Below are 26,032 nucleotides of genomic sequence, written 5' to 3'. Positions count from 1 at the left end.
TCCGTGTCGCCGAATTCCCGGGAAACGGGTGTGCGCAGGCACGTGCCCTCTGCCGAGTCTGCGAAGACGAAGAGTTGGGGAGCGGTCCCATGAGCCGATCCGATTCCGTGCCCACCGAGCGACTCCACGCGGGGAAGGACGCCATCGCGGTGGTCGGGGTGTCCTGCCGCCTGCCGTCGGCGGACGACCCCGCGGGGTTCTGGCGACTGCTGACCGGCGGGAGAAGCGCGGTCTCGCAGGTGCCGCCGGGCCGCTGGGACGAAGGGGCAGCGGTCTCCGACGAGACCGTCCTGGGGGCCTTCCTCGACCACGTCGACCGGTTCGACGCCGAGTTCTTCGGGATCTCTCCGCGCGAGGCACGGGCGATGGACCCGCAGCAGCGTCTGGCGCTGGAGCTGGGCTGGGAGGTCCTGGAGGACGCGGGCGTGCTTCCGGACGCGGTGCGGGGCAGCGACACCGGGGTGTTCGTCGGCGTGACCGCGGACGACTACGGCGCGCTCGACCGGCGCAGAGGGCCGGCGGCGATCGGGCATCACACCCTCACCGGCCTGAACCGCAGCGTCATCGCGAACCGGATGTCCTACTCGCTCGGGCTCCGGGGGCCGAGCCTGGTGGTGGACACCGGTCAGTCCTCGTCGTTGGTGGCGGTGCACCTGGCGTGCGAGAGCCTGCGGCGCGGGGAGTCGGCCACGGCACTGGCCGGCGGCGTGCACCTCAACCTCCTGCCGGACAGCGCGGAGGCGGTGGCGCGGCTCGGTGCCCTCTCCCCGGACGGCCGCTGCTTCACCTTCGACGAGCGCGCCAACGGATACGTTCGCGGCGAGGGCGCCGGAATGGTGCTGCTCAAGCCGCTGGCGCGGGCGCTGGCCGACGGGGACGACGTCCACTGCGTCATCGAGGGCAGCGCGGTCAACAACGACGGCCCCGGCGAGGGGCTGACCATCCCCGATGCCCGTGGACAGCAGGCGGTGCTGCGCGCGGCGTGCCGCCGGGCAGGCGTCGACCCGGCCGCGGTCCAGTACGTGGAGCTGCACGGGACCGGCACCCGGGTGGGTGATCCGGTGGAGGCGGCGGCGCTCGGCGCGGTGTACGGCGCGGGCCGTTCCTCGGACAGCCCGCTGCTGGTCGGTTCGGCGAAGACGAACGTGGGGCATCTGGAGGGCGCCGCCGGCATCGTCGGCCTCGTGAAGGTCGCGCTGTCGCTGCGGAACGGCGCCTTGCCGCCGAGCCTGGGCTTCGAACGGCCCAACCCGCTGATCCGCTTCGACGAGTGGCGCGTGGACGTGGTGACGTCTGCCCGTCCCTGGCCCTACCGCGAGGGCCGGGCACTGGCCGGTGTGTCGTCGTTCGGCATCGGGGGCACCAACTGCCACCTGATCGTGTCCGCCGCCGAGCGGAAGCCGCGAACGCCGCAGACGCCGCAGACGCCGGGGAACGCGGCCCCGGCCGCGGACCGTGCTTCCGCGGCGGGTGGCCCCGTACCGTGGCCGCTGTCGGGCCGGACCCACGACGCGCTCCGCGCGCAGGCCGCCCGCCTCGCGTCCCAGCTGGCGGAGAACCCGCGACTCGACCCGGTGGACGTCGGTTTCTCCCTGGCCGGCAGCCGGACCAGCACCTTCCGGCACCGCGCCGTCGTTCTCCCGTCCGGCGGTCCTGGCGGCGCCCCCGGCGCGCTGACGGCGCTGGCCGACGGCGAGTCAGCGCCGGGCCTGGTGCGCGGAGTCGCCGACGTCGAGGGCAGGACGGTGTTCGTCTTCCCTGGGCAGGGTTCGCAGTGGACCGGTATGGGCGTCCGGTTGATGGCGGAGTCCGAGGTGTTCGCCGAACGGCTGGCCGAGTGCGCCGCCGCGCTCGCGCCCCATGTGGACTGGTCGCTGCCCGAGGTGCTGCGGCAGGCCGCGGGGGCCCCTTCGCTGGAGCGGGTGGACGTGGTCCAGCCCGCGTCCTGGGCGGTCATGGTCTCCCTCGCGGCGCTGTGGCAGGCGCACGGGGTGGTCCCGGACGCGGTGCTGGGCCACTCCCAGGGGGAGATCGCGGCGGCGTGCGTGGCCGGTGCGCTGTCCCTCGAGGACGCGGCCCGGGTGGTGGCCCTGCGCGGCCGGACGATCGCCGCCCACCTGTCGGGGGCGGGCGGCATGCTGTCGGTGCCGTTGCCGCGGGCCGAGGTGGAGGCGTGGCTGTCGCCCTGGAACGGCCGGCTGTCGGTCGCGGCGTTGAACGGGCCGGCCTCGGTGGCGGTCTCCGGCGATCTGGCGGCGCTGGAGGCGCTGTCCGGGGAACTGGCGGGCGCGGGCGTGCGGGCGCGGCGGATCGCGATCGACTACGCCTCGCACTCGGCGCAGGCGGAGCGGGTGCGTGAGGAGTTGCCGGCCACGCTGGCGGGCATCCGCCCGCGGCGGGCCGAGGTGCCGTTGTTCTCCACGGTGACCGGCACATGGCTGGACACCACCGGCATGGACGGCGAGTACTGGTACCGCAACCTGCGGCAGACCGTCGGCTTCGAACCGGCCGTCCGGGCGTTGCTCGGCCAGGACCACCGGGTCTTCGTCGAGGTCAGCTCCCACCCGGTGCTGACCGCCGCGGTGCAGGAGGTCATCGACGCGGAGGGCGGCCGGGCGGTCGCCGTCGGCACGCTGCGCCGGGACCGGGGCGGGAAGGAACGGTTCCTGACCTGCCTGGCGGAGGTGTTCGTCCGCGGGGTGCCGGTGGACTGGTCGAGGGCGTTCGCCGGGACGGGCGCCCGGCGGGTGCCGCTGCCGACGTACGCCTTCCAGCGGGAGCGGTACTGGCTGGCGGAACCGGCCGGTGGTGCCGCGCCGTTGGTGACCGGGCACGCTCAGGAGCCGGAGCCGGAGCCGGAGCCTGAGGGGCCGGGAACGGAGCCCGGCGTTCCGCGGACGCGCGCCGACCTGGGACGGCTGGTCCGTGCGGAGACGGCGGTGGTGCTGGGCTCCGCCTCCGCGGAGCGGGTGAACCCGGCGCTGTCCTTCAAGGAACTGGGCTTCGATTCGGCGATGACCGTGGAGCTGGTGACCCGGCTGAAGAACGTCACCGGACTGCCCGTGGCCAACACCGCGCTGTTCGACCATCCCACCCCCGACCGGTTCGCCGACCACCTGGCCGCCGGGTTCACAGGACCCGCGGCCGGCGGCGTCCCGGCGGCCCCCCGCACCGTTCCGGCGGACGATCCTGTGGTCGTCGTGGGCATGGCCTGCCGCTACCCGGGCGGGGTGACCTCGCCCGAGGAACTGTGGGACCTGGTGGCGGGCGAGACCGACGCCGTCTCCGGCATGCCCACCGACCGCGGGTGGGCGCCGGAGCTGCTGGCGACCGGCAGGCCGGGCGGCTTCCTGTACGACGCGGACCGTTTCGACGCGGCCCTGTTCGGGATCTCGCCGCGCGAGGCGGAGGCCATGGACCCGCAGCAGCGGCTGGCGCTCGAAGTGAGCTGGGAGGCGGTGGAACGGGCCGGGATCGCCCCGTCGTCACTGCACGGCAGCCGGACCGGCGTGTTCGTGGGGGCGATGGCGCAGGACTACGGTCCCCGGCTACAGGACAGTTCGGGCGCCGCGGAGGGCTATGTGCTGACCGGTACCTCGCCGAGCGTCCTGTCCGGCCGGGTCGCCTACGCGCTGGGGCTGCGCGGGCCCGCGCTGACCGTGGACACGGCGTGCTCCTCGTCACTCGTGGCGCTGCACCTGGCGGCACAGGCGCTGCGCGGCGGCGAGTGCTCCCTGGCGCTGGCGGGCGGCGTCACCGTCATGTCGGAGCCGGGGATCTTCGTGGAGTTCGCCCGGCAGGGCGGCCTGTCGCCCGACGGCCGCTGCAAGGCGTACGCGGAGTCCGCCGACGGCACCGGCTGGTCCGAGGGCGTGGGCGTCCTGGTGCTGGAACGGCTGTCCGACGCCGTCCGGGCCGGCCACCGGGTGCTGGCGGTACTGCGCGGTTCCGCGGTCAACTCGGACGGGGCGTCGAACGGGCTGACCGCCCCGAGCGGGACCTCGCAGCAGCAGGTCATCGGCCAGGCCCTGGCCGGTGCGGGCCTGCTCCCCTCGGACGTGGACGCGGTGGAGGGCCACGGCACCGGCACCCGGCTGGGCGACCCGATCGAGGCCCAGGCGCTCCTCGCCACCTACGGGCAGGGCCGCGCGCAGGACCGCCCGCTGCTGCTCGGCTCGCTCAAGTCCAATATCGGGCACACGCAGGCCGCCGCCGGTGTCGCGGGCGTCATCAAGATGGTCCTGGCGATGCGGCACGGTGTGGTGCCCAGGACGCTGCACGTGGACGCGCCGTCCGCGCAGGTGGACTGGTCGGCCGGCGCGGTGGAACTGCTCACCGCGTCCACCCCGTGGCCGCGGGCCGCGCGGCCCCGCCGGGCGGGCGTGTCGTCGTTCGGAATCAGCGGCACCAATGCGCACGTGATCGTCGAACAGCCGCCGGAGGACCGGGCGGTGCCGCCCGTCGGGCCGCCGGCGGCGGCCGGGCCGCACGTGGTGCCGTGGCCGGTGTCGGCCCGCACCGAGGCGGCGCTTCAGGCGCAACTGGGCCGGCTGGCCGCGTTCGTGACCGCCACCGGCGCGGCGGCACAGGACATCGGATACTCGCTGGCGACGACGCGTTCCGATCTCGAGTGCCGGGCGGTGCTCCTGGCCGCGGCGGACGGCGCCGGGCAGCCCGTGCGGGTCGCGGAGGGCACGGCGGTGGGCGACCCGGGCCTGTCGGCGTGGCTGTTCGCCGGCCAGGGCGCGCAGCGGCCGGGTATGGGGCGCGAACTCCACGCGGCGTTCCCGGTGTTCGCGGCGGCGTGGGACGAGGTCTGCACGCTGCTGGACGGCGAGCTCGAACGGCCGTTGCGCGAGGTGGTGTTCGGCGACGAAACGGGACTGCTGAGCCGTACCGAATACGCCCAGCCGGCGCTGTTCGCCCTGGAAGTGGCCCTCTTCCGGCTGGTGGAGTCGTGGGGTGCCGCGCCGGATCTGCTGCTCGGGCACTCGGTCGGCGAGATCGCGGCGGCGCACGTGGCCGGGGTGCTCTCCCTGCCCGACGCGTGCACACTCGTCGCCGCCCGCGGACGGCTGATGCAGGCGCTGCCGGAGGGCGGCGCCATGATCGCGCTTGAGGCGGCCGAGAACGAGGTGGTGCCGCTGCTCGCCGGTGCCGAGGACCGGGTGGGGCTCGCCGCGGTCAACGGCCCCCGGGCGGTGGTCGTGTCGGGCGACGCCGACGCGGTGCGGGCGATCGCGGACCGGTTCGCGGCCGAAGGACGCAGGACGACGCGACTGCGCGTCGGACACCCGTTCCACTCCCCGCTGATGACGCCGATGCTGGACGGCTTCCGTGCGGTCGTCGAGGGCCTGGCCTTCGCCGAGCCGCGCATCCCGATCGTCTCGACCGTCACCGGCGAACGGCTCCAGGACGAGCAGATCCGCACCCCCGACTACTGGGTGCGGCACGTCGGGCAGACCGTGCGGTTCGCCGACGCGGTCGGCGCCGCGGCGGCGGCCGGCGCCCGCGTCTTCCTCGAACTCGGCCCGGACGCGACGCTGTCCGTGCTGGCGCAGGACGTACTGGCGCAGGACGTGCCGGCCGAAGTCGCCGGCGCGGAGACGGTGCCGCTGCTCGGCAAGGACCAGGGCGAGGAGACCACGGCGCTGACGGCGGTCGCCCGGCTGTACGTTCGGGGCGTGCCGGTGCGGTGGGCCGGACTGTTCGCCGGGACCGGCGCGCGCCGCGTCGAGCTGCCGGTCTACGCGTTCCAGCGGGACCGGTACTGGACGTCGGCCGCCGGCCGGGGCCCGTCGGCCGGCGTGGTCTCCGCGGGGCTGGACCGCCTGGAGCACCCGCTGCTCGGCGCGGCCGTGGAACGGCCGGAGACCGGCGGCCTGCTGTGCACCGGCCTGCTGTCGGTGACGGCGCAGCCGTGGCTGGCCGACCACGTGGAGAACGGTCAGGCGGTCTTCCCCGCGACCGGCTTCCTGGAGCTGGCGGTACGGGCGGGCGACGAGGCCGGCTGCGGCCTCCTTGAGGAACTCACCCTGGCCGCACCGCTGGTGCTGCCCGCGCGGGGCCGGGGCGAGGTACGGGTCCAGGCGGCGATCGGCGGCCCGGGCGACGACGGCCGGCGCACCCTGAACGTCTATGCGCGCCCCGCCGACCCGCCGGACACGCCATGGACACTGCACGCCACCGGAACACTCGCGCGGGGCACGGCCGCGGTCGGCACCGCGGACGGGCAGGCGTGGCCGCCCGCGAACGCCGTTCCGGTCGACCTGGAGGGCTTCCACGAGCCGGCGCCCCCCGGACTCAGGGCGGCCTGGGAAGCCGGTGACGAGGTGCTGGCCGAGATCGTGCTCCCGGAGCACGTCGCCGACGACGCCGACGCCTTCCGCCTGCACCCCGCGCTGCTGGCGGCGGCGCTGCACCTCGTGCCGCCGGCCGGGCTCGACGATGCGGAGGACCGGTGGCTGCCGTTCGCCTGGGCCGGGGTGTCCCTGCACGCCGCCGGCGCGTCCGTGCTGCGGGTGCGGATGAGCCGGACGGGCGATGACACGGTCACGCTGTCCGCGGCGGACGCCGCGGGCGACCCTGTGCTGTCCGTGCGCTCGCTGCGGCTGCGCCCGCGGGACGTTCCCGCCGCGGCGACCGCGGCGACCACGTTCACGCAGCCGCTGCTGCGCCTGGACTGGCTGCCCGCCCCGGTGCCGGACGCCGGGGGCCACGACCGCGTCGCTGACGGAGCGGACGGGGCGGACGGAGCGGCGGTGCTGGTTCCGGTCACCGTGCCCGCCGGGCTGCCGGTACCGGAGGCGGTCCGTGATGTCACCGCGTCCGTGCTCGACGTGCTGCGGCAGCGCCTGGACGACGAGGACGACGGAGGCCCGCTCCCCCAACTGGTGTTCGTGACCCGGGGGGCGGTGGCGACCACGTCCGGCGAAACCCCGGACGTGGTGGCGGCCGCCGTGTGGGGGCTGGTGCGTTCGGCCCGGGAGGAGAGCCCCGGCCGCTTCGTGCTGCTCGACGTGGACCCTGCGGACGACGGCGATCCGGGGACGGTGCTGCGTGCGGCGCTCGACTGCGGTGAACCCGAACTGGCACTGCGCGCCGGTAAGTTGCTCGTGCCCCGCCTCGCCCCCGCCGCCGGACCGCGGCCGGCGGCCCCCGGCACGGTGTGGGACGGCGACGGCACCGTGCTGATCACCGGCGGCCTCGGCGGGCTCGGCGCGCTGGTCGCCCGGCACCTGGTCACCGTGCACGGGGTGCGTCACCTGGTGCTGGCCGGCCGCCGGGGCGCCCGCGCCGAGGGCGCCGCGGAACTGGTCGCCGAACTGACCGGGCACGGCGCGCGGGTGGTCGCCGCCGCCTGCGACGTCTCGGACCGCGCCGCCGTGGCCGCGCTGCTGGCGGCGATCCCGGCCGAGCACCCGCTGACCGGTGTGGTGCACGCCGCCGGTGTGCTCGACGACGGATTGGTCGGAACGCTGACACCCGACCGGCTGGACACCGTGTTCCGCCCGAAGCTGGACGGCGCCTGGCATCTGCACGAACTCACCCGCGACCGCGGCCCGACGGCGTTCGTGATGTTCTCGTCGGTGTTCGGCGTCCTGGGCAACGCGGGACAGGCCGGCTACTCCGCGGCGAACGCGTTCCTCGACGCGCTGGCGCAGCGGCGCGCCGCGGACGGGCTCCCGGGCCTGTCCGTCGGCTGGGGGCCGTGGCCTAGGGACGCCGGTATGTCCGCGGGGCTGAGCGCCGCGCAGGTGCACAGGATCGCCGCGGCGGGACTGCCGGTGCTCTCCACCGAGCAGGGACTTGCCTGGTTCGACGCCGCGGGCGCGGCGGGCGAGGCGTCCGTCGTCGCCGCACGTGTCGACCGGGCCGCGCTGCGGGCGCGCGACACCGTGCCCGCCGTCTTCCGCGGACTGGTCCCGGCCGCCCGCCGGGCCGCCTCCGCCACCGGTACCGGCTTCGACCTGCCGGCCGGACCGGCCACCGACCTGCTGCGGCTGGTGCGCGAGCAGGCCGCGGCGGTGCTCGGGCACCGGGGCCCGGTGGTGGGCGCGGAGGGGCGGACGTTCAAGGACATGGGCTTCGACTCCCTGACGACCGGCCAGTTGCGGCACTCCCTGCGGAAGCGGACGGGGCTGAACCTGCCCTCGACCCTGGTCTACGACCATCCGACGCCGGAAGCGCTCGCCGCCCACCTGCGGGCCGAACTGGGCGGCGGGGCCGACGAGCGGCCGACACCGGCCCCGGCCCCGGCCCCGGCGGGCGGTGCGGTGGCCCGGGGCTCCGATGCGGAACCCATCGCGATCATCGGAATGAGCTGCCGCTTCCCCGGCGGGGTGCGCTCGCCCCGGCAGCTGTGGGAGCTGCTGATCGCGGGCACGGACGCCGTGTCCCCGCTGCCCGCCGACCGCGGCTGGGACCCGGGCCTCTACCACCCCGACCCGGGCCGCACGGGCACGACCTACTCGGCGGCGGGGGGATTCCTGGACGGCGCCGACGAGTTCGACGCGGGCTTCTTCGGCATCTCGCCGCGCGAGGCGACGTCGATGGACCCGCAGCAGCGCATACTGCTTGAGCTCGCCTGGGAGGCGTTCGAACGCGCCGGGCTCGACCCGACGTCCCTGCGGGGCAGCACGACCGGCACGTTCGTCTCGGCAACCGCCCAGCAGCACGGCGCGGGGGCGTCGACGGACTCCGACGGGTACCAGCTCACCGGCACGATCCCCAGCGTGCTGTCGGGCCGCATCGCCTACCTGTTCGACTTCCAGGGGCCGACCGTGACCGTGGACACGGCCTGTTCGGCGTCGCTGGTCGCGCTGCACATGGCCTGCCAGTCGCTGCGTGCCGGGGAGAGCACCCTGGCACTCGCCGGCGGCGCGACGGTGCTGACCGGCCCCGACACCCTGGTCTCCCTGAGCAGGCACCGGGTCACGGCACCCGACGGGCGGTGCAAGGCGTTCGCCGAGTCGGCGGACGGCATGGGCATCGCGGAAGGCGCCGGTCTCCTGGTCCTCGAACGGCTGTCGGACGCGGTAAGGAACGGCCACCGGGTGCTGGCGCTCGTCCGCGGATCGGCGATGAACTCCGACGGCGCCTCCAACGGTCTTACGGCGCCGAGCGGCCCGGCGCAGCAGCGGGTCATCCGGCAGGCCCTCGCCAACAGCGGGCTCGCGGCGTCCGACGTCGACGCCGTCGAGGCACACGGAACGGGCACGGCGCTCGGCGATCCGATCGAGGCGCACGCACTGCTTGCCACCTACGGTCAGGACCGCGGCGACAGCCCGCCGCTGCTGGTCGGCTCGGTCAAGTCCAACATCGGGCACACCCAGGTCGCCGCCGGAGTCGCGGGCGTCATCAAGATGGTGATGGCGCTGCGGCACGGCAGGCTGCCGAAGACGCTGCACGTCGCCACGCCGTCCTCCCGCATCGACTGGGACGCGGGCGCGGTCGGCCTGCTGACCGAGCCGGCCCCGTGGCCCGAACTCGGCCGTCCGCGGCGGTGCGGGGTGTCGGCATTCGGGATGAGCGGGACGAACGCGCACGTCGTCCTGGAGCAGGCCCCGGCGCACGCCCCGGCACCGGTCTCGGCGCAGGCCCCGGCGCAGGCCCCGGCACCGGCCGCGGAAGGCCCGGTGGCCTGGCCGCTGGCCGGCAAATCGGCCGGCGCGCTGCGCGGCCAGGCCGCGGAACTGCTCGCCCACCTGGACTCCCACCTGGACGACCGCCCCGTGCTGCGGCCGGTGGACATCGGGTACTCGCTGGCGACGACCCGCACCGCGTTCGAGCACCGGGCGGTGCTGGTCGGCGACGACCAGGCGACGCTGCGCGGGGGCCTCGCGGCCCTCGCCGAGGGCACCTCCCACCCCGGCGTGCTCCGGGGAACGGCCCCCGGGCGGGGCCCGGTGGTCTTCGTGTTCCCCGGGCAGGACGCGGCGTGGCGCGGAATGGCCGCGGAACTGCTCGACGCCTCTCCCGTCTTCGCGGCCCGCATCGGCGAGTGCGAGGCGGCGCTGGCCCCGTACCTCGACTGGTCGCCCACCGACGTGATGCGCGGCGAGCTAGGCGCCCCGCCGGTCGAGGGCCGGCCCGACGTCCTGCAACCCGTGCTGTGGTCGGTCATGGTCTCGCTCGCCGCCCTCTGGCGCTCCTTCGGGGTCGAACCGGCCGCCGTCGTCGGTCACTCCCAGGGCGAGATCGCCGCCGCCTGCGTCAGCGGCGGCCTTTCGCTGGACGACGGCGCCCGCGTGGTCGCCCTGCGCAGCCGCCTCATCCGCGAACGCCTGTCCGGAAGCGGCGCGATGATGTCGGTGATGGCCTCGCAGGAACAGGTGCGGCCGCTCATGGACGGGGTGTCCGGCGCGGTGTCGATCGCGGTGGTCAACGGACCGAGGACCGTGACGCTCTCCGGTGATCCGGCCGCCCTCCGCGAGGTCGAGCGGGGCCTGTCCAAGGCCGGGATCATGCGCTGGTGGTTGGAAGGGGTGGACTTCGCCGCCCACTCGGCGCACACGGACCGGATCGAGGCCGAGCTGCTCGATGTGCTGGCCCCGGTGCGGCCCGGCCCGTCCGAGGTGCCGTTCTGGTCCACGGTGACCGGCGGCCGTCTGGACACGGAGGAACTGGACGCCCGGTACTGGTGCCGCAATCTGCGGGAGACCGTGTCGTTCGCCGAGACGATGACGGGCCTCGTGCACGAGGGGCACGGGTTCATGATCGAGATCAGCCCGCATCCGGTGCTCTCGATCGGCATCAGCGACATCGTCGAAAGCGCGGACAGCCCGGCGCTCGCCCTCGGCACGCTGCGCCGGGACGACGGCGGATGGGACCGGGTCCTGCGCTCGCTCGGGGAGGCGTACGCCCACGGCGCGCCCGTCGACTGGAGCGCGGTGCTCGCCGGCGGACGCACGGTGGACCTGCCCACCTACGCCTTCCAGCACGAGTCCTACTGGACCGCCCCGACCGCCCCGACCGTCGCGGCGCCCGGCCCGGTCGGCCAGGCGGGCGCGCCCGGCTCCGCCGACGAGCCGCTGTGGGACGCCGTGGGCCGGGGAGACCCTGCCGCGGTCGCCGCGCTGATCGGCCTCGAAGGCGAGGAGGACAGGGCGGCGCTCGGCTCGGTCCTCCCGGCGCTGTCCGCGTGGCGCGGGAGGCAGGACCGGCACACCCGGACCAGCACGCGGCGCTACCGGACGGTGTGGACACCACTGCGCGTCCCCGCCGACCCGTCACTGACCGGTACCTGGCTCGTCCTCACCACGGACGGTGCCGACGGTGCCGACGTGCTGGCCGCGCTCGCCGCGCACGGCGCCGAGGCACGCCGGGTGGTCGTCGACGGGACCTGCACCGATCCCGGGAAGCTCGCGGAACGGCTCGGCGACGTCCACCGGGCGGCCGGAGTGCTGTCGCTGCTCGCGGCGGCCGAGGAGACGGACTGCGGCGGAACGGCGCTGCCCACCGGCCTGGCGCTGACCGTGTCCCTGATCCGGGCGCTGATGGAGTCCGGCGCCGAGGTGCCGCTGTGGATGGTGACCCGCGGCGCGGTCTCGACCGGGGCGGCCGACCCCGTGCGCCACCCGCGGCAGGCCATGGTCCTCGGGCTCGGCCGGACGGCGGCCGTGGAGGCGCCGTCCCTGCGGGGCGGCCTGGCCGACCTCCCGGAGCGGCTCGACACCCGGACGGCCCGGCGGTTCGCCGCGCTGCTCACCACGGGTTCCGGGGAGAACCAGGCCGCGGTGCGGTCCTCGGGCGTCCTCGTCCGGCGCCTTGTGCGGGCACCGGCACGAGCCGGCTCGCCCAGCACCTGGGCGCCAGGCGGCACGACGCTGGTGACGGGCGGCACCGGGGCGCTCGGCAGCCGCGTCGCCCGGTGGCTGGCCCGGCAGGGCGCGGGGCACCTGGTGCTGACGAGCCGGCGCGGCGCGGCGGCACCCGGCACGATCGCTCTCGCGGCGGAGCTGAGCGCCCAGGGGGCGTCCGTCGAGGTGGTGCCGTGCGATCTGACCGACCGGAAGGACGTGGCCACCGTTCTCGACCGGCTCGCGGCGGACGGCCGCCCGGTGCGCGCCGTCATGCACACGGCCGGAACGCGCGTTCTCGGGCCGATCGGCACCTCGGGTCCGGCGCACTTCGCCGACGCCGCGCACGCCAAGGTGGCGGGGGCCGCGCACCTCGACGAACTGCTCGACGACTCCGGTCTGGACGCCTTCGTGATGTTCTCGTCGATGGCCGGTGTCTGGGGCATCGGCCACCACGCGGCACAGGCGGTCGCCGACGCCTATCTGGGGGCGCTGGCGGCGCAGCGCCGCGCCCGCGGCGCCTGCGCGACGGCCCTCTCGTGCAGCCCCTGGCAGGAGGCGCGCGGGCAGATGAGCGAGCAGGACGGCGAGCAACTCCTGCGCAGCGGCATGTCGTTCCTCGACGGCGAGCTGGCGCTGGCCGGCCTCGCCCAGGCCCTGCACGAGGAGGAGACCGCGCTGACGATCGCCGACATCGACTGGGTACGCTACCTTTCCGTCGCGACCGCGAACGGACCGAGCGCGTTCTTCGACGAGCTGTCCGAGGCACAGACCGCGCCCGCGGCGGCGAGCGGCGACGGCCGGTTCACGCAACGGCTGCGGGCTGCCCCGCCCGCCGGGCGGCGGCAACTGCTCGTCGACCTGGTGCGGAACGAGGCCGCGGCAGTGCTCGGCCACGCGTCCGCGGAGGCGCTCGACGAGCACGCGGCGTTCCCCGACCACGGCATGGACTCGCTGGCGTCGGTCGACCTGCGCAACCGGCTCGCCGCGGTGCTGGACACGGCGCTGCCCAGCACCGTCGTCCTCCTGCATCCCACCCCTGCCGACCTGGCCGGCCACCTCCTCGACCACCTCGCCTCGCCGCGGGCCGAGGAGAGCGGCAGCGGCGGAGCCCCGGCGCCCGACCTGGTCGCAGAACTCCACCGCGACGCCGTGCGGACGGGGCGCTTGGACGAGGCCGAAAGCCTGCTCCTCGGCCTGGCGGCCCTCCGGCCCAGGAGCAGCGGGCCCGTTCCGCCCACCGTGGAACGGCTCGCCGCCGGCACCGGCACCGGCGCCTCGGGCTCCCACCTCGTCTGTGTGGCCCCCATCGTGCCCCTGACCGGGCCTCACACCTACGCCGCCCTCACCCAGGCGCTCCCGGACGACTGGGCCGTCACCTGTCTGACGCCCCCCGGCTTCCGTGCCGACGAGGAACTGCCCGCCACCCGGGAGGCGCTCGTCGAGGGCCTGGCTCTGGCCGTTGGCGCCCCCACACAGCCGGTGGTCCTCCTGGGAACGTCGTCCGGCGGCATCCTCGCCCACGAGACGGCCCGCCACCTCGCCGCCCATGGCACGCCCGTGCGGGCCGTCGTCCTCCTGGACACCTACATCCTGGAGTCACCCACCGCCCGCGGCCTCCTGCCCCACCTGTGGCACGGCCTTTACGAACGCGAACACCTCACGGACGGCTACACCGGCGCCGGCCTGTCCGCCTACGCCTGGACGGAACGGCTCCTCCGCACCTGGACGCCCGCCCCCGTCCCCTTCCCGACCCTGCTCCTGCGCGCCTCGGAACCCATGCCCCTGCCGCCGGGAGCGGACCCGGCACCGAACGGCTGGCAGACCGGCCTTCCCCACATCACCACCACCCGCACCGTCGCGGGCAACCACTTCACCCTCATCAACCAGCACGCCCCCGCCACAGCCGCCCACCTCGCCGAATGGCTCGCCGGCGAGACGCGGCCCTGAACAGAACGGCGGGCAGCACGAGCAGGTGACGTGCTGACGCGTCGGGGGCGGCGACCGTTGCGTCGCCCCCGCGAACCCCCGCCGGTGGTGGGCTGCTTCGCCCCCGCGGGGCGGCGGCAGCACTTTCGTCAGAACCGTTGACTCGCTGCCCCGCGGGTCCTACGTTCATCGACACCGCCGCTCGTACGGCATATCTCATATACGAGACGCGGTACACGAGACATCGTGCACGATCTCCCAGTGAAGGCCTCGCCCCGCATGAACGCACCCCTGTCCGGCGCCGCGCCGGTGCCCATTCCGTCCCGCACGCAGTACGTCCTGGAGCACCTGACGCACGCGATCCTGACCGGCGGGCTGGCCCCTGGCACCGCGCTGGTGGAGACGGAGCTGGCCAGGACGTTCGGGGTGTCCAAGACTCCGGTCCGTGAGGCACTGAAGACTCTGGCCGGACGCGGTCTCGTGGTGATGAGCGAGTACAAGGGCGCCGCGGTGCGCGCGGTGGACGCGGCGATGGCGCGTTCGGTCTACGACGTGCGGCTTCTCCTGGAGCCTGAGGCGCTGCGCCGCACGGTCAGTTCACGGGCCGGACTGGCCGTGGCGCACGCCGCCCTCGACCGGGCCGACGCGGCCGGCGACACGGCGGAGCGTTCCCTGGCCAACCGGGACTTCCACCGGGCGCTGTACCTGCCCTGCGGCAATCCGCTGCTCGTCAGGATGCTGGATGATCTGCGCGACCAGGCGGCCCTGGTGTCCTCGGTGGCCTGGCAGAGCGTCCCCACGTGGGGGCGCGAGGCCGACGAGCACCGGGAGATCCTGGCCCGCGCGGAAGACGGGCAGGCCGAGGAGGCCGCCCGGCTGCTGCACCAGCACATCGAGGGCTTCGTGCGGCGCGCGTTTCCCGAGGAGTCCACGTTTCCCGAGGAGTCCGCGTCCCCCGCGGAGTCCGCGTCCCCCGCAGTTTCCGCCGAAGGAGAGTCATGACTGCCCTGACCGGACCCGCTGCCGGAGAATCCGTCGAGCTGTTCGGGAAGCAACGTGCGGCGCTGGCCGATGTGGTGGCCATCACCGTCACCCCATTCGACGCCGATGGCCGGATCGAGCGGAACGCCTACCGGGCGCTGGTGCGCCGGCTGCTCGACGGCGGCGTGCGGACGCTGACGCCCAACGGCAACACCAGCGAGTTCTATTCGCTGACGCCCGAGGAGCGGCGGACCGAGGTGGAGCTGACCGTCGCCGAGGCCGACGGCGCCGCGCAGATCATCGCGGGCGTCGGGCAGGAGACAGGCGCCGCGGTGAGCGCCGCCCGCGAGGCGCAAGCGGCGGGGGCGGACATGGTGATGATCCATCAGCCTGTTCACCCCTATGTCTCGCAGGACGGTTGGCTGGACTATCACCGGACCATCGCGGAGGCCGTGCCGGAGCTCGGCGTGGTTCCCTACGTCCGCAGCGCCATGATCGAAGGTGCCACCATCGCCCGGCTGGGCGAGGCCTGCCCCAATGTGATCGGCGTCAAGTACGCGGCCGGGGACCCGGTGCGCTTCGCGGCGGTGGCCAGGGACGCCGGTCTGGAACGGTTCGTGTGGGTGGCGGGACTGGCTGAGCTGTCGGCGCCGGCGTACTTCGCCTGCGGCGCCACCGGGTTCACCTCGGGCCTGGTGAATGTGGCGCCTCGGGTGTCGCTCGAAATGCTGCATGCGCTGCGCGCCGCGGACTATCCGGCGGCGATGCGGGTGTGGGAGCTGATCCGGCCCCTGGAGGAGCTGCGCGCCGAGCGGGGCTCGGAGTACAACGTGACGGTCGTCAAGGAGGCGCTGGCCGTTCTCGGCCTGTGCCGCCGGGACGTACGGGCGCCCAGCAGCCTGCTGCCGGAGGCGCTGCGCCCGGTGGTCGCCGAGATGATCGACGGATGGGACGCGCGATGAGCGGGAACGAGGAAAGCCGCGCCGCCGCCCCGGCGGCCGGGCCGGCGGAGCCCGCCGCCCACAACGGTGGCGCCGACCCGGTCGCGCGTGATGCTGACCGCCCTGCCGGCGACAGCGAGTTGCGCAGTGCGCGGTGGTACGAGGCGGGCGGCCTGCGCTCGTTCAGCCATCGGGCGCGCACCAGGCAGTTGGGGTTCCTGCCCGAGGAGCACATGGGCAAGCCCGTTATCGCGGTGCTCAACACCTGGTCCGACATCAACCCCTGCCATCAGCACCTGCGGGAGCGCGCCGAGGCCGTCAAGCGGGGGGTGTGGCAGGCGGGCGGTTTCCCGCTGGAATTCCCGGTGGCCACGCTCTCCGAGACGTTCCAGAAGCCGACGCCCATGCTCTACCGGAACCTCCTGGCCATGGAGACGGAGGAGCTGCTGCGCTCCTATCCCGTGGACGGGGCCGTGCTGCTCGGCGGGTGCGACAAGACGACCCCGGCGCTGCTCATGGGAGCGGCCAGCGTCGATCTGCCGGCCGTGTTCGTGCCTGCCGGGCCCATGCTGCGCGGACACTGGCGAGGCGAGACGCTCGGGTCCGGTACCGATATGTGGAAGTACTGGGACGAAAGGCGCGCCGGGCGTATCGGCGACCGCGAACTCGACGAGCTGGAAGGCGGGTTGGCACGGTCCCCCGGCACCTGCATGACCATGGGCACCGCCTCGACCATGACCTCGGCCGCCGAGGTCCTCGGGGTCACCATGCCGGGCGCCGCCGCCATTCCCGCCGTCGACTCGGCGCACAGCCGGATGGCCGCCGCCGCCGGGCTGCGTATCGTCAGCCTGGTCAGGTCGGGCGCCCGCCTCTCCCGCTTCCTCACCCGCGAGGCCTACGAGGACGCGATCACCACCGTGCTGGCACTCGGCGGCTCCACCAACGCGGTGATCCATCTGATCGCCATGGCCGGGCGCTCGGGCCTCCCGCTGTCGCTCGACGATTTCGACCGCATCGCCCGCGGGGTGCCCGTGCTGGCCGATGTCCGCCCCGGCGGGCGGTACCTGATGGAGGACTTCTACTACGCGGGCGGGCTGCCAGGGCTGCTGGCCAGGCTGGGTGAGAAGCACCTGCACCTGGACCGCCCGACCGTCGCGCACGACTCGCTGCGCGAGCAGCTGGCCGGCGCACTGGTGCACGACGACGAGGTGATCCGCACGCCGGACAACCCCGTCGCCACCGGCGGCGGCCTGGCCGTACTGCGCGGCAACCTCGCCCCCGACGGCGCGCTCATCAAGCACATTTCCGCCGAGCCCCACCTGCTGCGGCACACCGGCCCCGCCGTCGTATTCGACGACTACCGGTCCATGCAGCGCACCATCAACGACCCCGCCCTCGGCATCACCGCGGACAGCGTGCTGGTGCTGCGCGGCTCCGGGCCGCTGGGCGGGCCCGGCATGCCCGAGTACGGCATGCTGCCCATCCCCGACTACCTGCTCAAGCAGGGTGTCACCGATATGGTCCGGCTCTCCGACGCCCGGATGAGCGGCACCAGTTACGGCGCCTGCGTGCTGCACATCGCCCCCGAGTCGCACGTCGGAGGTCCGCTGGCGCTGGTGCGGACCGGTGACGCGATCACCCTCGATGTCGAGGCACGCACCCTGCGCCTCGACGTGAGCGAGGAGGAACTGGCCAGGCGCCGCGCCGCCTGGCAGCCGCCTCCCGCCCGCTACGGGCGCGGCTACGGCGCCCTGTACCAGGAGCACATCACGCAGGCCGATACCGGCTGCGACTTCACCTTCCTCTCCCGCCCGGGAGATGTCCCAGAGCCTTACGCGGGCTGAGCGTCAGCACCAACGCCGCTCCGGCCTTCGTTTCCTCACCCGACCTCATCCACCCACGCCCGTGCGGTAAGCGGTTACCCGCGACCGCCCGCTGAGAGTTTGGAGAGCGGAGATGGCCGACGCCGTCAAGGAAGACGGTGCCGGGGCGAGCCGCCCGGTACCGGTCGTCCTCGCGGGTGCCCGCGGGCACGGCCGCTGGCACCTGCGCAATATCCGCCGCCTCGGTGAGCAGGGCCTGGTCACTCTGGCCGGGGTCTGCGATGTCAGCCCGCTGGACGAGGCGGAGCTGGCCGGTCACAGCGGTGTGGCGCAGTCGGACGACCTGGCCCGCCTCGTGGAGCACACCGCGGCAGAGGTGGTCGTGATCTGCACTCCCATCCACACCCACGCCGAACTCGGCTTGATCGCGGCCCGCACGGGCGCGCATCTGCTGCTGGAGAAGCCGCCGACCCCCTCCAGCGCCGCGTTCGAGCAGCTCGCCGGCGGACTCGCGGCAGCCGGGACGGTGTGCCAGGTCGGCTTCCAGTCCCTGGGTTCGCATGCCCTGGGCCGGATTGCCGAGCTGATCGGTGCCGGTGCGATCGGCACCGTGTCGGGCATCGGCGCGGCCGGCGCCTGGGTGCGCGACGAGTCCTACTGGCGCCGCGCCGCCTGGGGCGGAAACCGTCGCCTGGACGGCCGCGACGTGGTGGACGGCGTGCTCACCAATCCGCTCGCCCACGCGGTCGCCACCTCGCTGCGCATCGAGGGTGCCGAACGGGCGGAGGACATCGCGGCCGTTGACCTGGAGCTGTACCGGGCCAATGACATCGCCGCCGACGACACCTCCTGCGTGAGAATCACCACCACGGCGGGTGGACAGGTGGTGGCCGCCGTGACGTTGTGCGCCGAGCGGCCGGGTGAGCCCTACGTGGTGGTGCACGGCGACGCCGGCCGGATCACCTTCTGGTACAAGGCGGACCGGCTGCTGCTCGAACGGGCAGGAGAGCAGCCGCAGGTTTCCGAGCACGGCCGCACCGACCTGCTGGCCAATCTTGTGGCACACCTGCGCGAAGGTGCGCCGCTGCTGGTCCCGCTGGCGCGCACCGGGGCGTTCACGCGGGTCGTCGAGGCGGTGCGTACCGCTCCCGATCCGCTGGCCCTGCCACCGGACGTCTGGCGCAGTGAGCCGGGTGACAGCGGGCCGCGCCGGGTCATCCCCGGCATCGACGGACTGACCGCGCGAGGGGCGGCGGAACTGGCCCTGTACTCCGAACTGGCCGTGGACTGGGCGCGCTACCCGCGGGGGCGCCTTCGAGGTGCCGACCCCGGTCCTGCCTGAGCAGGGGGCGGGAGGTGGCAGGTCTCATCCATGAGCTGTTCGTCCGTTGTCCGATTCCAGCGCTCGCAGGGAGAGTGCAGATGATCAAGCATATTCCCGTCCCGTCCGTGACGGGCCGGCCCGAGCACCACCGTACGGTGAACGCCCGTTGTCAGTCCTGGCCAAGGGGACGGGGCGGTCCGGCATGACTCGCACCGAGATACGCGCGGAACCGACCCGGGCACGCTCGCTGTCGCTGCGCAAAGGGCCGCGCAAAGGGCCGCCCGAGCCCAAGGCCGCGAAGAGCCGCCGCCGCCGCGAGGCGCTGACGGGCTATCTGTTCCTGGCGCCCTGGTTCATCGGTCTGGCCGCGATCACCGCGGGACCGCTGGTGGCCTCGCTCTACCTGTCCTTCACCGACTACAACCTGATCGGTGACGCCAACTGGGTCGGTCTTGACAACTACGAGCGGATGTTCACCGACGACCCGCGCTACATGAAGGCGTTGCGGAACACGGCGGTGTACGTCTTCGTCTCCGTCCCGCTCCAGCTGGGCTTCGCTCTGGGGCTCGCCCTGCTCCTGGACCGCGGTGTGTCAGGACTGCCCATCTACCGGTCGATCTACTATCTGCCCTCGCTGCTCGGCGGGAGTGTCGCCATTGCGATCCTGTGGCGGCAGATCTTCGGCGACGACGGGATCGTGAACGGCTTCCTCGGCATTTTCGGGGTCGAGGGCACCAGCTGGATCGCCGATCCGGACACGGCACTTGGAACCCTGATCATCCTGAACGTCTGGACGTTCGGCGCACCCATGGTCATCTTCCTGGCCGGATTGCGGCAGATCCCGCACAGCCTCTACGAGGCGGCGGGGATCGACGGCGCCAACAAGCTGCGGCAATTCCGCTCCATCACGCTGCCGCTGCTCACCCCGATCATCTTCTTCAACCTGGTGCTTCAGCTGATCAACGCCTTCCAGTCCTTCACCCAGGCGTTCGTGGTGAGCGGAGGCAAAGGCGGTCCTGCGGATTCCACGCTCTTCTACACCATGTACATCTACCTGAAGGGTTTCGGTCCTTCCCTGGAAATGGGATACGCGTCGGCGATGGCCTGGGTGCTCGTTCTCATCATCGCCACTTTCACGGCCATCAATTTCGGCATGTCGAAATACTGGGTGTTCTACAGTGACAAATAAAACTGAGCGCAACGGCACCCTGCTGGCCAGGACGCTCGCCGCGGCGCAGCGTCACCGCATCATCACTCATCTGCTGCTCATCGGGTTCGGCTTCATCATGCTCTACCCGCTGCTGTGGATGCTTTCCAGTGCGCTCAAACCGGAGGAGCTCATCTTCCGGGAAACCGGCCTGATCCCCGGGGAGGTCACCCTCGACAACTTCTCCGAGGGCTGGGACGCACTGAGCCATACCTTCGGTCACTACTTCATCAACTCGGCCATCGTCACGATCGGTGCCGTGATCGGCAACCTCATGGCCTGTTCGCTCGCGGCCTATGCCTTCGCGAGGCTGGAGTTCCCCCTCAAGCGCCTGTGGTTCGCGGTGATGCTGGGCTCGATCATGCTGCCCCTGCACGCCGTACTCGTCCCGCAGTACGTCCTGTTCTCCGAACTCGACTGGATCAACACCTTCTGGCCGCTGATCATCCCGAAGTTCCTGGCCACGGACGCGTTCTTCATCTTCCTGATGGTGCAGTTCATCAGGACACTGCCGAAGGACCTGGACGAGGCGGCCAGGATCGACGGGGCCGGGCACTGGCGGATCTTCAGCCGCATCATCATCCCGTTGTCCATGCCGGCGCTGGCCACCACGGCGATCTTCACCTTCATCTGGACGTGGAACGACTTCCTCAGCCAGCTGATCTTCCTCACCAACCCGGACATGTTCACGGCTCCTGTGGCACTGCGCACCTTCATGGATGCCAGTGGCAACTCGTCCTGGGGCCCCATGTTCGCCATGTCCTTGCTGTCCCTGGGCCCGATCTTCGGCTTCTTCCTCGCCGGCCAGAGGTATCTGATCCGCGGCATCGCCACCACCGGGCTGCGATAGCCCGGTGCCTACGAAAGGGAATGTCATGTCAAATCGGAGAAGAAACGTGTACGCGGCGTTCTCCGCAGTGGGGGTGCTCCTGGCGAGCGTCACCGCGTGCGGCGGCGACGACGGCGGTTCGGACGACGGATCGGTGACACTGCGGATGGCCTGGTGGGGGAACGACTCCCGCCACCAGCTCACCGAAGAGGCGATCGCCCTCTTCGAGGAGAAGAATCCCGGCATCCAGGTGGAGCCGGAATACACCGACTTCACCCCCTACTACGACCGGCTCACCACGCAGGTGGCATCCCGCGAGGCCCCGGACGTCTTCGCGATCGAGATCCGCCGACTGGGCGAGTTCGCCAACAACGAGATCCTCGCCGACCTGACGGACCGCGTGGACACGGCGGACATGGACCCGAACGTGCTGGCGTCGGGTGTGGTGAACGACCAGCAGGTCGGCATACCCACCGGCGCCAACACCTTCAGTCTCATGGCGAACACCGCCGTATTCGAAGAGGCGGGGATCGAGCTCCCGGACGACACCACCTGGACCTGGGACGACTACCTGGAGATCAGCCAGCAGATCAGCGAAGCCACCGGGGATGGCACCTACGGCTCCCAACCGTCGTTCAACGACGCCTTCCTGAGGATCTTCGCGGAGCAGCAGGGCGAACAGATGTACACCGAGGACGGCCTAGGTGTCTCCGAGGAAACGCTGGTCGAGTGGTTCGAGCTGCAGCTGGAACACCAGGACGCCGGCGCCGCGCCGGACGCGGCGCTCAGCGCCGAGCTGGGCAGCTCGGTCGAGAACGCCCTGGTCGCCACGAACGACGGAGCGTTCGGCATGTGGTGGAGCAACCAGCTGAGCACCATCAGCATCGGCTCGGGCGAGGACATCGAGCTGCTGCGCTTCCCGACCAGCCCCGACGCCGAGGCGAGCGGCATGTTCCTGCAACCGGGCATGTTCTGGTCCTCCTTCTCCGGGTCCGAGCACCCCGAGGAAGCGGCCACGCTCATCGACTTCCTCCTCAACGACCCCGAAGCGGGCGCCATCCTGGGCTCGGACCGCGGGCTGCCCGTCAACTCCACCGTGCGGGAGAGCATCCAGGCCGATCTGCCGGAGGCGGACGTCGCTTCCCTGGAGTTCTTCAACGAGATCGCCAGCGAGCTGAGCGCGGCCCCCACCGCGCCGCCCCTGGGAGCGGGCGACATCCCCGACATGCTGGAGCGCTACGGCCAGGAGGTCCTGTTCGGCAATCAGAGCCCGCAAGAGGCGGCCTCCGCATTTCTCGCCGAAGCCGATTCCGCCCTGGGCTGACAGTGCCGCGACCATCCGGTCCGCCCACCCCGGCCACTCGTGAGAGGCCGGGCGGGCCGGCGAAAGACCCCGCGGCCGGTGCCGTGCCCCGCACGGCACCGGCCGCCTCGACGCCCCGACGCCTGAAACCAGGAGCAAGCTGTGGGTACCCGATACGCCTTCGTCGGTCTCGGCCATCGCGCCCGGATGTATGTGGACGCCCTCCTGGGCGACTGGAGCGACACCGGCGAGATCAGCGCCCTGTGCGATGTCAACCAGACGCGTATGAACTACTACAACCGCGCCATCGCGCGATCGGGCCGGTCCGAGGTTCCCTGCTTCGCGCCCGACCGCTTCGACGAACTGCTGGAGCGCGCCGACACCGTCGTGGTCACCACCGTGGACGCGCTGCACGCCACTTATGTGTGCGCGGCACTCGACGCCGGCCGGAACGTCGTGGTCGAGAAGCCACTGACCACGGACGCGGCGGGCTGCGCCGCCATCGCCGACGCTGCGGAACGCAGCGAAGGCAATCTCATCGTGACCTTCAACTACCGCTATTCCCCGCGTAATTCGGCCGTTCGCAGGCTCATCTCCCAAGGCGCCGTGGGTCACGTCACCTCCGTGCACTTCGAATGGCTGCTGGACACGATCCACGGCGCCGACTACTTCCGCCGCTGGCACCGCGACCGGAACTCTTCCGGAGGGCTGCTCGTCCACAAGTCCAGCCACCACTTCGATCTCGTCAACTGGTGGCTGGATGCGGCGGCCGAGCTGGTGTTCGCCCAGACCGACCTGCGTTTCTACGGCGAGGAGAACGCGGCCGCGCGGGGCCTGACCGGTCGTCCCGCGCGCGGGCAAGGGGCGCCGGGACTCGGCAGTGACCCGTTCATCCTGGACGTCTCCGCCGATTCCCGGCTCACCGAGCTGTATCTGCGAGCCGAGCATGAGGACGGCTACATCCGGGATCAGGATGTCTTCGGCCCCGGCATCACCATTGACGACAACATGGCGGTCCTCGTCCGCTATACGAACCGGGCGATGCTCACCTATTCCCTCAACGCCCATGCGCCCTACGAGGGTTATCGAGTGGTCTTCAACGGGACCGAGGGCCGCGTCGAGCTGGATGTCTGCGAACGCGCCTGGACGCCCCCGCACGCCGCGATTGACCCCGGCGCCGCGGCCAAGGAGAACGCCGAGGGCACTTGGGAGCGGCTTGTCCTGCACCGCCACTGGGAGAAGGCGCAGGACATCACCATCGAGGGCGGTACGGGAGCACACGGCGGCGGGGACCGGCTGCTGCTCGACGACATCTTCCGCGGCCCGTCCGACGACCCGCTCGCGCGCCCCGCCGGTTACCGCGACGGCATCCGGAGCGTCCTGATCGGCAACGCGGCGAACCTGTCGGCCGAAACGGGCGCCCCTGTCCGTCTCACCGATGGCGGCACCCGCCTGGCCGACTGAGTGCCGTGACCGCATGGGACACGTATGGGACAAGAGCTCGCCCCACTGGTCGGCACCTTCATCGCCGCGGCCGGCCCAGCAGGCGGGCGGTCCGTTCGGGCTTGATCAGACACCGTTCAGCCACCGCTTCGGACGTCCCTCCCCTTGCCACGGTGCCCGCCGCCATCGGTGGGCGCGGCAAGGGGAGGGGCCTCCGCCACGTTGTCAGCGCTGTTCCCACTCCCTTGACCGGCAGGACATCATGCCCATGACGTGGAACTCTCCGGCGTTGCCCCCCACCCGGTCGTCATAGGTTTTCAGCACCCATTCGCCACTGTCACGCCTGACCGCCAAGTGTGCGTTGGCATTCCGCTGACCGTCAGTTCTTCGGTCGCCGCCTTCCCGGAGACGCGCAGATTGTGCCGGACTTCCAGGTCGCTTATCGGGTCTGCCTGCTTGATTTCTGGCGTAATGGCCAGGAAGTCAGCCGTCAGGTCGTTCTCGCCGCCACCGGTGGGCACCTCCACCGTGATGGACCTCATAGCTCAGCAGACACGACACAGTTGGTACTCCCTACGTCAGCGTTCGCACGATGATGAGCAGGACACGTGCGGCAGATCCGCGATCGGTGGGGGGTCACGGCGACGCGGCGACAAGCCCGGGAGGAAGAGGCGAGGCGGCGCCGACGCCGGCGAGCGGCCCGACGGATGTGAAACGAACCCTGACGGCCAGAGCCCACAGTGAGCACCCGCGCACGCCACGCGGGGTGGCATCGCATGGCGCCACCTGGTGCCACATGGCACCACATGGCACCGCTCCGCGCCCCCACAAGCACCTGGGTACGCATGGCGCCACCGCGACCGAGGTCAACCTCTCCGCCATTTCCCCTGGTCAGAGCCGCCATGCCGCCGTTCGCCCACCTCACGGCACCATTCAGGCTTGCGCATGACGCCATAGTGGTGCCACTATAGCGCCATGGATCTCACCCCGTATGTCGACACCCTCCGCCGCGAGCTAGCGGTGGCCGCCGAAGCCGGCGGGGAAAATGCCCGCGAGCTGGCCGAGCGGCTCACCGCTCCGCTGGAGTCGGCGACCCGGCTGACCATGCTCAATGTGCTCTCCGCCGCGATGGACGAGATCACCCGCGAGCTGGCCCCCGGCTCGGTCGACGTACGGCTGCGCGGTCTTGACCCCGACTTCGTGGTGACGCCGCCGCCCGCCGTCGACGGCGGCGCCCCCACGGAGCCGGCCGCGCCCGTCGAGCCGTCCAGGGCCGCGGCCCCGGCCGACGGCGAGGAGGGCGGCACCGCCCGCGTCAACCTGCGGCTGCCGGCCCACCTCAAGGTCCGCGCCGAGGAGGCCGCGAGCCGTGAGGGCCTGTCGGTCAACGCGTGGCTGGTGCGGGCCGTGTCGGCCGCGGTCGACGGCGGCACCCGGCCACGTACGCCGGAGAAGACCCAGTCGATCGGACAGAGCATCACGGGCTGGGTTCGCTAGCCGCGCCCCGCTCGTACCACTCCACCCACACCACGTCCCACCAGCGGGGACGCCCCGAAGACCCAAGAGGACGGGACAGCCATGCCTTCTTTCGACACTCCGGAACCGATCTCGGCCAGGGCACACCTGGAGGCCGGTTCCATCCGGTTCACCGCGGGCGACCGCCTCGACACCGTCGTCGAGGTGCGGCCCCGCGACCCGAAGCGGGACCAGGACGTCCGCGCGGCCGACCAGACCGAGGTCACGTACGCGAGCGGCGCGCTGACCGTCAGGACGCCCAAGCAGCGCTATCTTTTCGGCCGCACCGGCAGCGTCGACGTGACGGTCGAACTGCCCACGGACTCACGCGTCGATGTGACCGGGGCCTGGGCCCAGGTGCTCGGCGAGGGGCGGCTCGGCGAGGTCCGGGTGAAGACCTCCTCCGGCGACGTCCGCCTCGACACCACCGGCCCGCTGCGGCTGACCGCCTCCCACGGCTCGATCACCGTGGCCCGGGTCCAGGGCAAGGCCGAGATCACCACCAGCTCCGGCAGCCTGCGTGTCGGCACCGTCGACGGCCCCGCCGTCCTGAAGAACTCGCACGGCTCCACGACCGTCGGCGCCGCGACCGGCGAGCTGCGGGTGCGCGGCGCCTACGGTGACATCGACATTGCGCGCGCCGAGACCTCGGCCGCCGCCACCACCGCCTACGGCACCCTGCGCGTGGGCGAAGTGTCCCGCGGCACGGTCCAGTTGGAGAACTCCTACGGCGCCATCGAGGTCGGCGTCCGCGAGGGCACGCCCGCCTGGCTCGACGTCAGCTCCGCCTCAGGCCAGGTGCGCAACACGCTCGCCGCGTCCGAGGCCCCGGAGAACGCCGAGGACACCGTCAAGATCCGCGCGCGCACCCGGTTCGGCAACATCGACATCGTCCGCGCCCGCGCCTGAGCGTCCGCCTGTCACTCCGTTCCAGCC

Annotated in this window: 12 protein-coding genes; 11 read left to right on the top strand and 1 reads right to left on the bottom strand. The window is 72.7% G+C overall.

Translation table 11 applies throughout. The features are described 5' to 3' along the window. The first annotated feature begins 89 nt into the window (after positions 1 to 89). The 9 genes from STBA_RS36750 (at position 90) to STBA_RS24510 (ending at position 23,602) form a co-directional block, all read left to right on the top strand. The gene (locus STBA_RS36750) at positions 90 to 13,751 is read left to right on the top strand and encodes a type I polyketide synthase (RefSeq protein WP_107485104.1); all 13,662 of its coding nucleotides are present in this window, start codon (positions 90 to 92) and stop codon (positions 13,749 to 13,751) included. Between the two features lie 258 nt (positions 13,752 to 14,009). Next, positions 14,010 to 14,732: a GntR family transcriptional regulator gene (locus STBA_RS24545; protein ID WP_079252141.1), complete on the top strand. Its 723-nt coding sequence runs from the start codon at positions 14,010 to 14,012 to the stop codon at positions 14,730 to 14,732. After that, positions 14,729 to 15,673 (top strand): dihydrodipicolinate synthase family protein, encoded by a 945-nt coding sequence (locus STBA_RS24540; RefSeq protein ID WP_077061312.1) that lies wholly within the window; start codon positions 14,729 to 14,731, stop codon positions 15,671 to 15,673. The genes STBA_RS24545 and STBA_RS24540 overlap by 4 nt, the downstream gene beginning before the upstream one ends. Beyond that, positions 15,658 to 17,496, top strand: a complete 1,839-nt coding sequence (araD, locus tag STBA_RS24535) for an L-arabinonate dehydratase (RefSeq protein ID WP_253194961.1) — start codon at positions 15,658 to 15,660, stop codon at positions 17,494 to 17,496. Before STBA_RS24540 ends, araD begins: the two co-directional genes overlap by 16 nt. A 112-nt stretch (positions 17,497 to 17,608) precedes the next feature. After that, positions 17,609 to 18,817 (top strand): Gfo/Idh/MocA family oxidoreductase, encoded by a 1,209-nt coding sequence (locus tag STBA_RS24530; RefSeq protein ID WP_077061311.1) that lies wholly within the window; start codon positions 17,609 to 17,611, stop codon positions 18,815 to 18,817. 184 nt (positions 18,818 to 19,001) lie between these two features. Continuing rightward, positions 19,002 to 19,988, top strand: a complete 987-nt coding sequence (locus tag STBA_RS24525; protein WP_077061310.1) for a sugar ABC transporter permease — start codon at positions 19,002 to 19,004, stop codon at positions 19,986 to 19,988. Beyond that, a complete protein-coding gene (locus STBA_RS24520; RefSeq protein ID WP_077061309.1) occupies positions 19,978 to 20,856 on the top strand; it encodes a carbohydrate ABC transporter permease in 879 nt (292 codons plus the stop codon). The genes STBA_RS24525 and STBA_RS24520 overlap by 11 nt, the downstream gene beginning before the upstream one ends. Positions 20,857 to 20,881: 25 nt before the next feature. Next, entirely contained in the window at positions 20,882 to 22,159 is a 1,278-nt protein-coding gene (locus STBA_RS24515; protein ID WP_077061308.1) for an extracellular solute-binding protein, read from the top strand. A gap of 141 nt (positions 22,160 to 22,300) precedes the next feature. Next, a complete protein-coding gene (locus tag STBA_RS24510; RefSeq protein WP_077061307.1) occupies positions 22,301 to 23,602 on the top strand; it encodes a Gfo/Idh/MocA family oxidoreductase in 1,302 nt (433 codons plus the stop codon). Positions 23,603 to 23,898: 296 nt separating this feature from the next. On the opposite strand, the gene STBA_RS24505 is transcribed toward STBA_RS24510, so the two are convergent. Then, a complete protein-coding gene (locus STBA_RS24505; protein ID WP_143659566.1) occupies positions 23,899 to 24,108 on the bottom strand; it encodes a hypothetical protein in 210 nt (69 codons plus the stop codon). A 448-nt stretch (positions 24,109 to 24,556) separates the two neighbouring features. Between STBA_RS24505 and STBA_RS24500 the strand changes: the two genes are divergently transcribed. Both STBA_RS24500 and STBA_RS24495 read left to right on the top strand, forming a co-directional pair. Then, positions 24,557 to 25,078, top strand: coding sequence for a hypothetical protein (locus STBA_RS24500; protein WP_077061305.1), 522 nt, complete (start codon positions 24,557 to 24,559; stop codon positions 25,076 to 25,078). An 81-nt stretch (positions 25,079 to 25,159) separates the two neighbouring features. After that, positions 25,160 to 26,005, top strand: coding sequence for a DUF4097 family beta strand repeat-containing protein (locus tag STBA_RS24495; RefSeq protein WP_077061304.1), 846 nt, complete (start codon positions 25,160 to 25,162; stop codon positions 26,003 to 26,005). Positions 26,006 to 26,032: the final 27 nt, after the last annotated feature.

Source organism: Streptomyces sp. MP131-18, from assembly GCF_001984575.1.
Lineage (GTDB): Bacteria > Actinomycetota > Actinomycetes > Streptomycetales > Streptomycetaceae > Streptomyces > Streptomyces johnsoniae.
The sequence above is the reverse complement of the archived record's forward strand: the minus strand, read 5'-3'. Positions and strand labels throughout refer to the sequence as shown.

Bases quoted from the DNA above. Each gene is read 5' to 3' on its own strand.
- STBA_RS24500 (WP_077061305.1), top strand. From the start codon at position 24,557: ATGGATCTCACCCCGTATGTCGACACCCTCCGCCGCGAGCTAGCGGTG.
- STBA_RS36750 (WP_107485104.1), top strand. From the start codon at position 90: ATGAGCCGATCCGATTCCGTGCCCACCGAGCGACTCCACGCGGGGAAG.
- STBA_RS24530 (WP_077061311.1), top strand. From the start codon at position 17,609: ATGGCCGACGCCGTCAAGGAAGACGGTGCCGGGGCGAGCCGCCCGGTA.
- STBA_RS24525 (WP_077061310.1), top strand. From the start codon at position 19,002: ATGACTCGCACCGAGATACGCGCGGAACCGACCCGGGCACGCTCGCTG.
- araD (WP_253194961.1), top strand. From the start codon at position 15,658: ATGGGACGCGCGATGAGCGGGAACGAGGAAAGCCGCGCCGCCGCCCCG.
- STBA_RS24540 (WP_077061312.1), top strand. From the start codon at position 14,729: ATGACTGCCCTGACCGGACCCGCTGCCGGAGAATCCGTCGAGCTGTTC.
- STBA_RS24545 (WP_079252141.1), top strand. From the start codon at position 14,010: ATGAACGCACCCCTGTCCGGCGCCGCGCCGGTGCCCATTCCGTCCCGC.
- STBA_RS24515 (WP_077061308.1), top strand. From the start codon at position 20,882: ATGTCAAATCGGAGAAGAAACGTGTACGCGGCGTTCTCCGCAGTGGGG.
- STBA_RS24495 (WP_077061304.1), top strand. From the start codon at position 25,160: ATGCCTTCTTTCGACACTCCGGAACCGATCTCGGCCAGGGCACACCTG.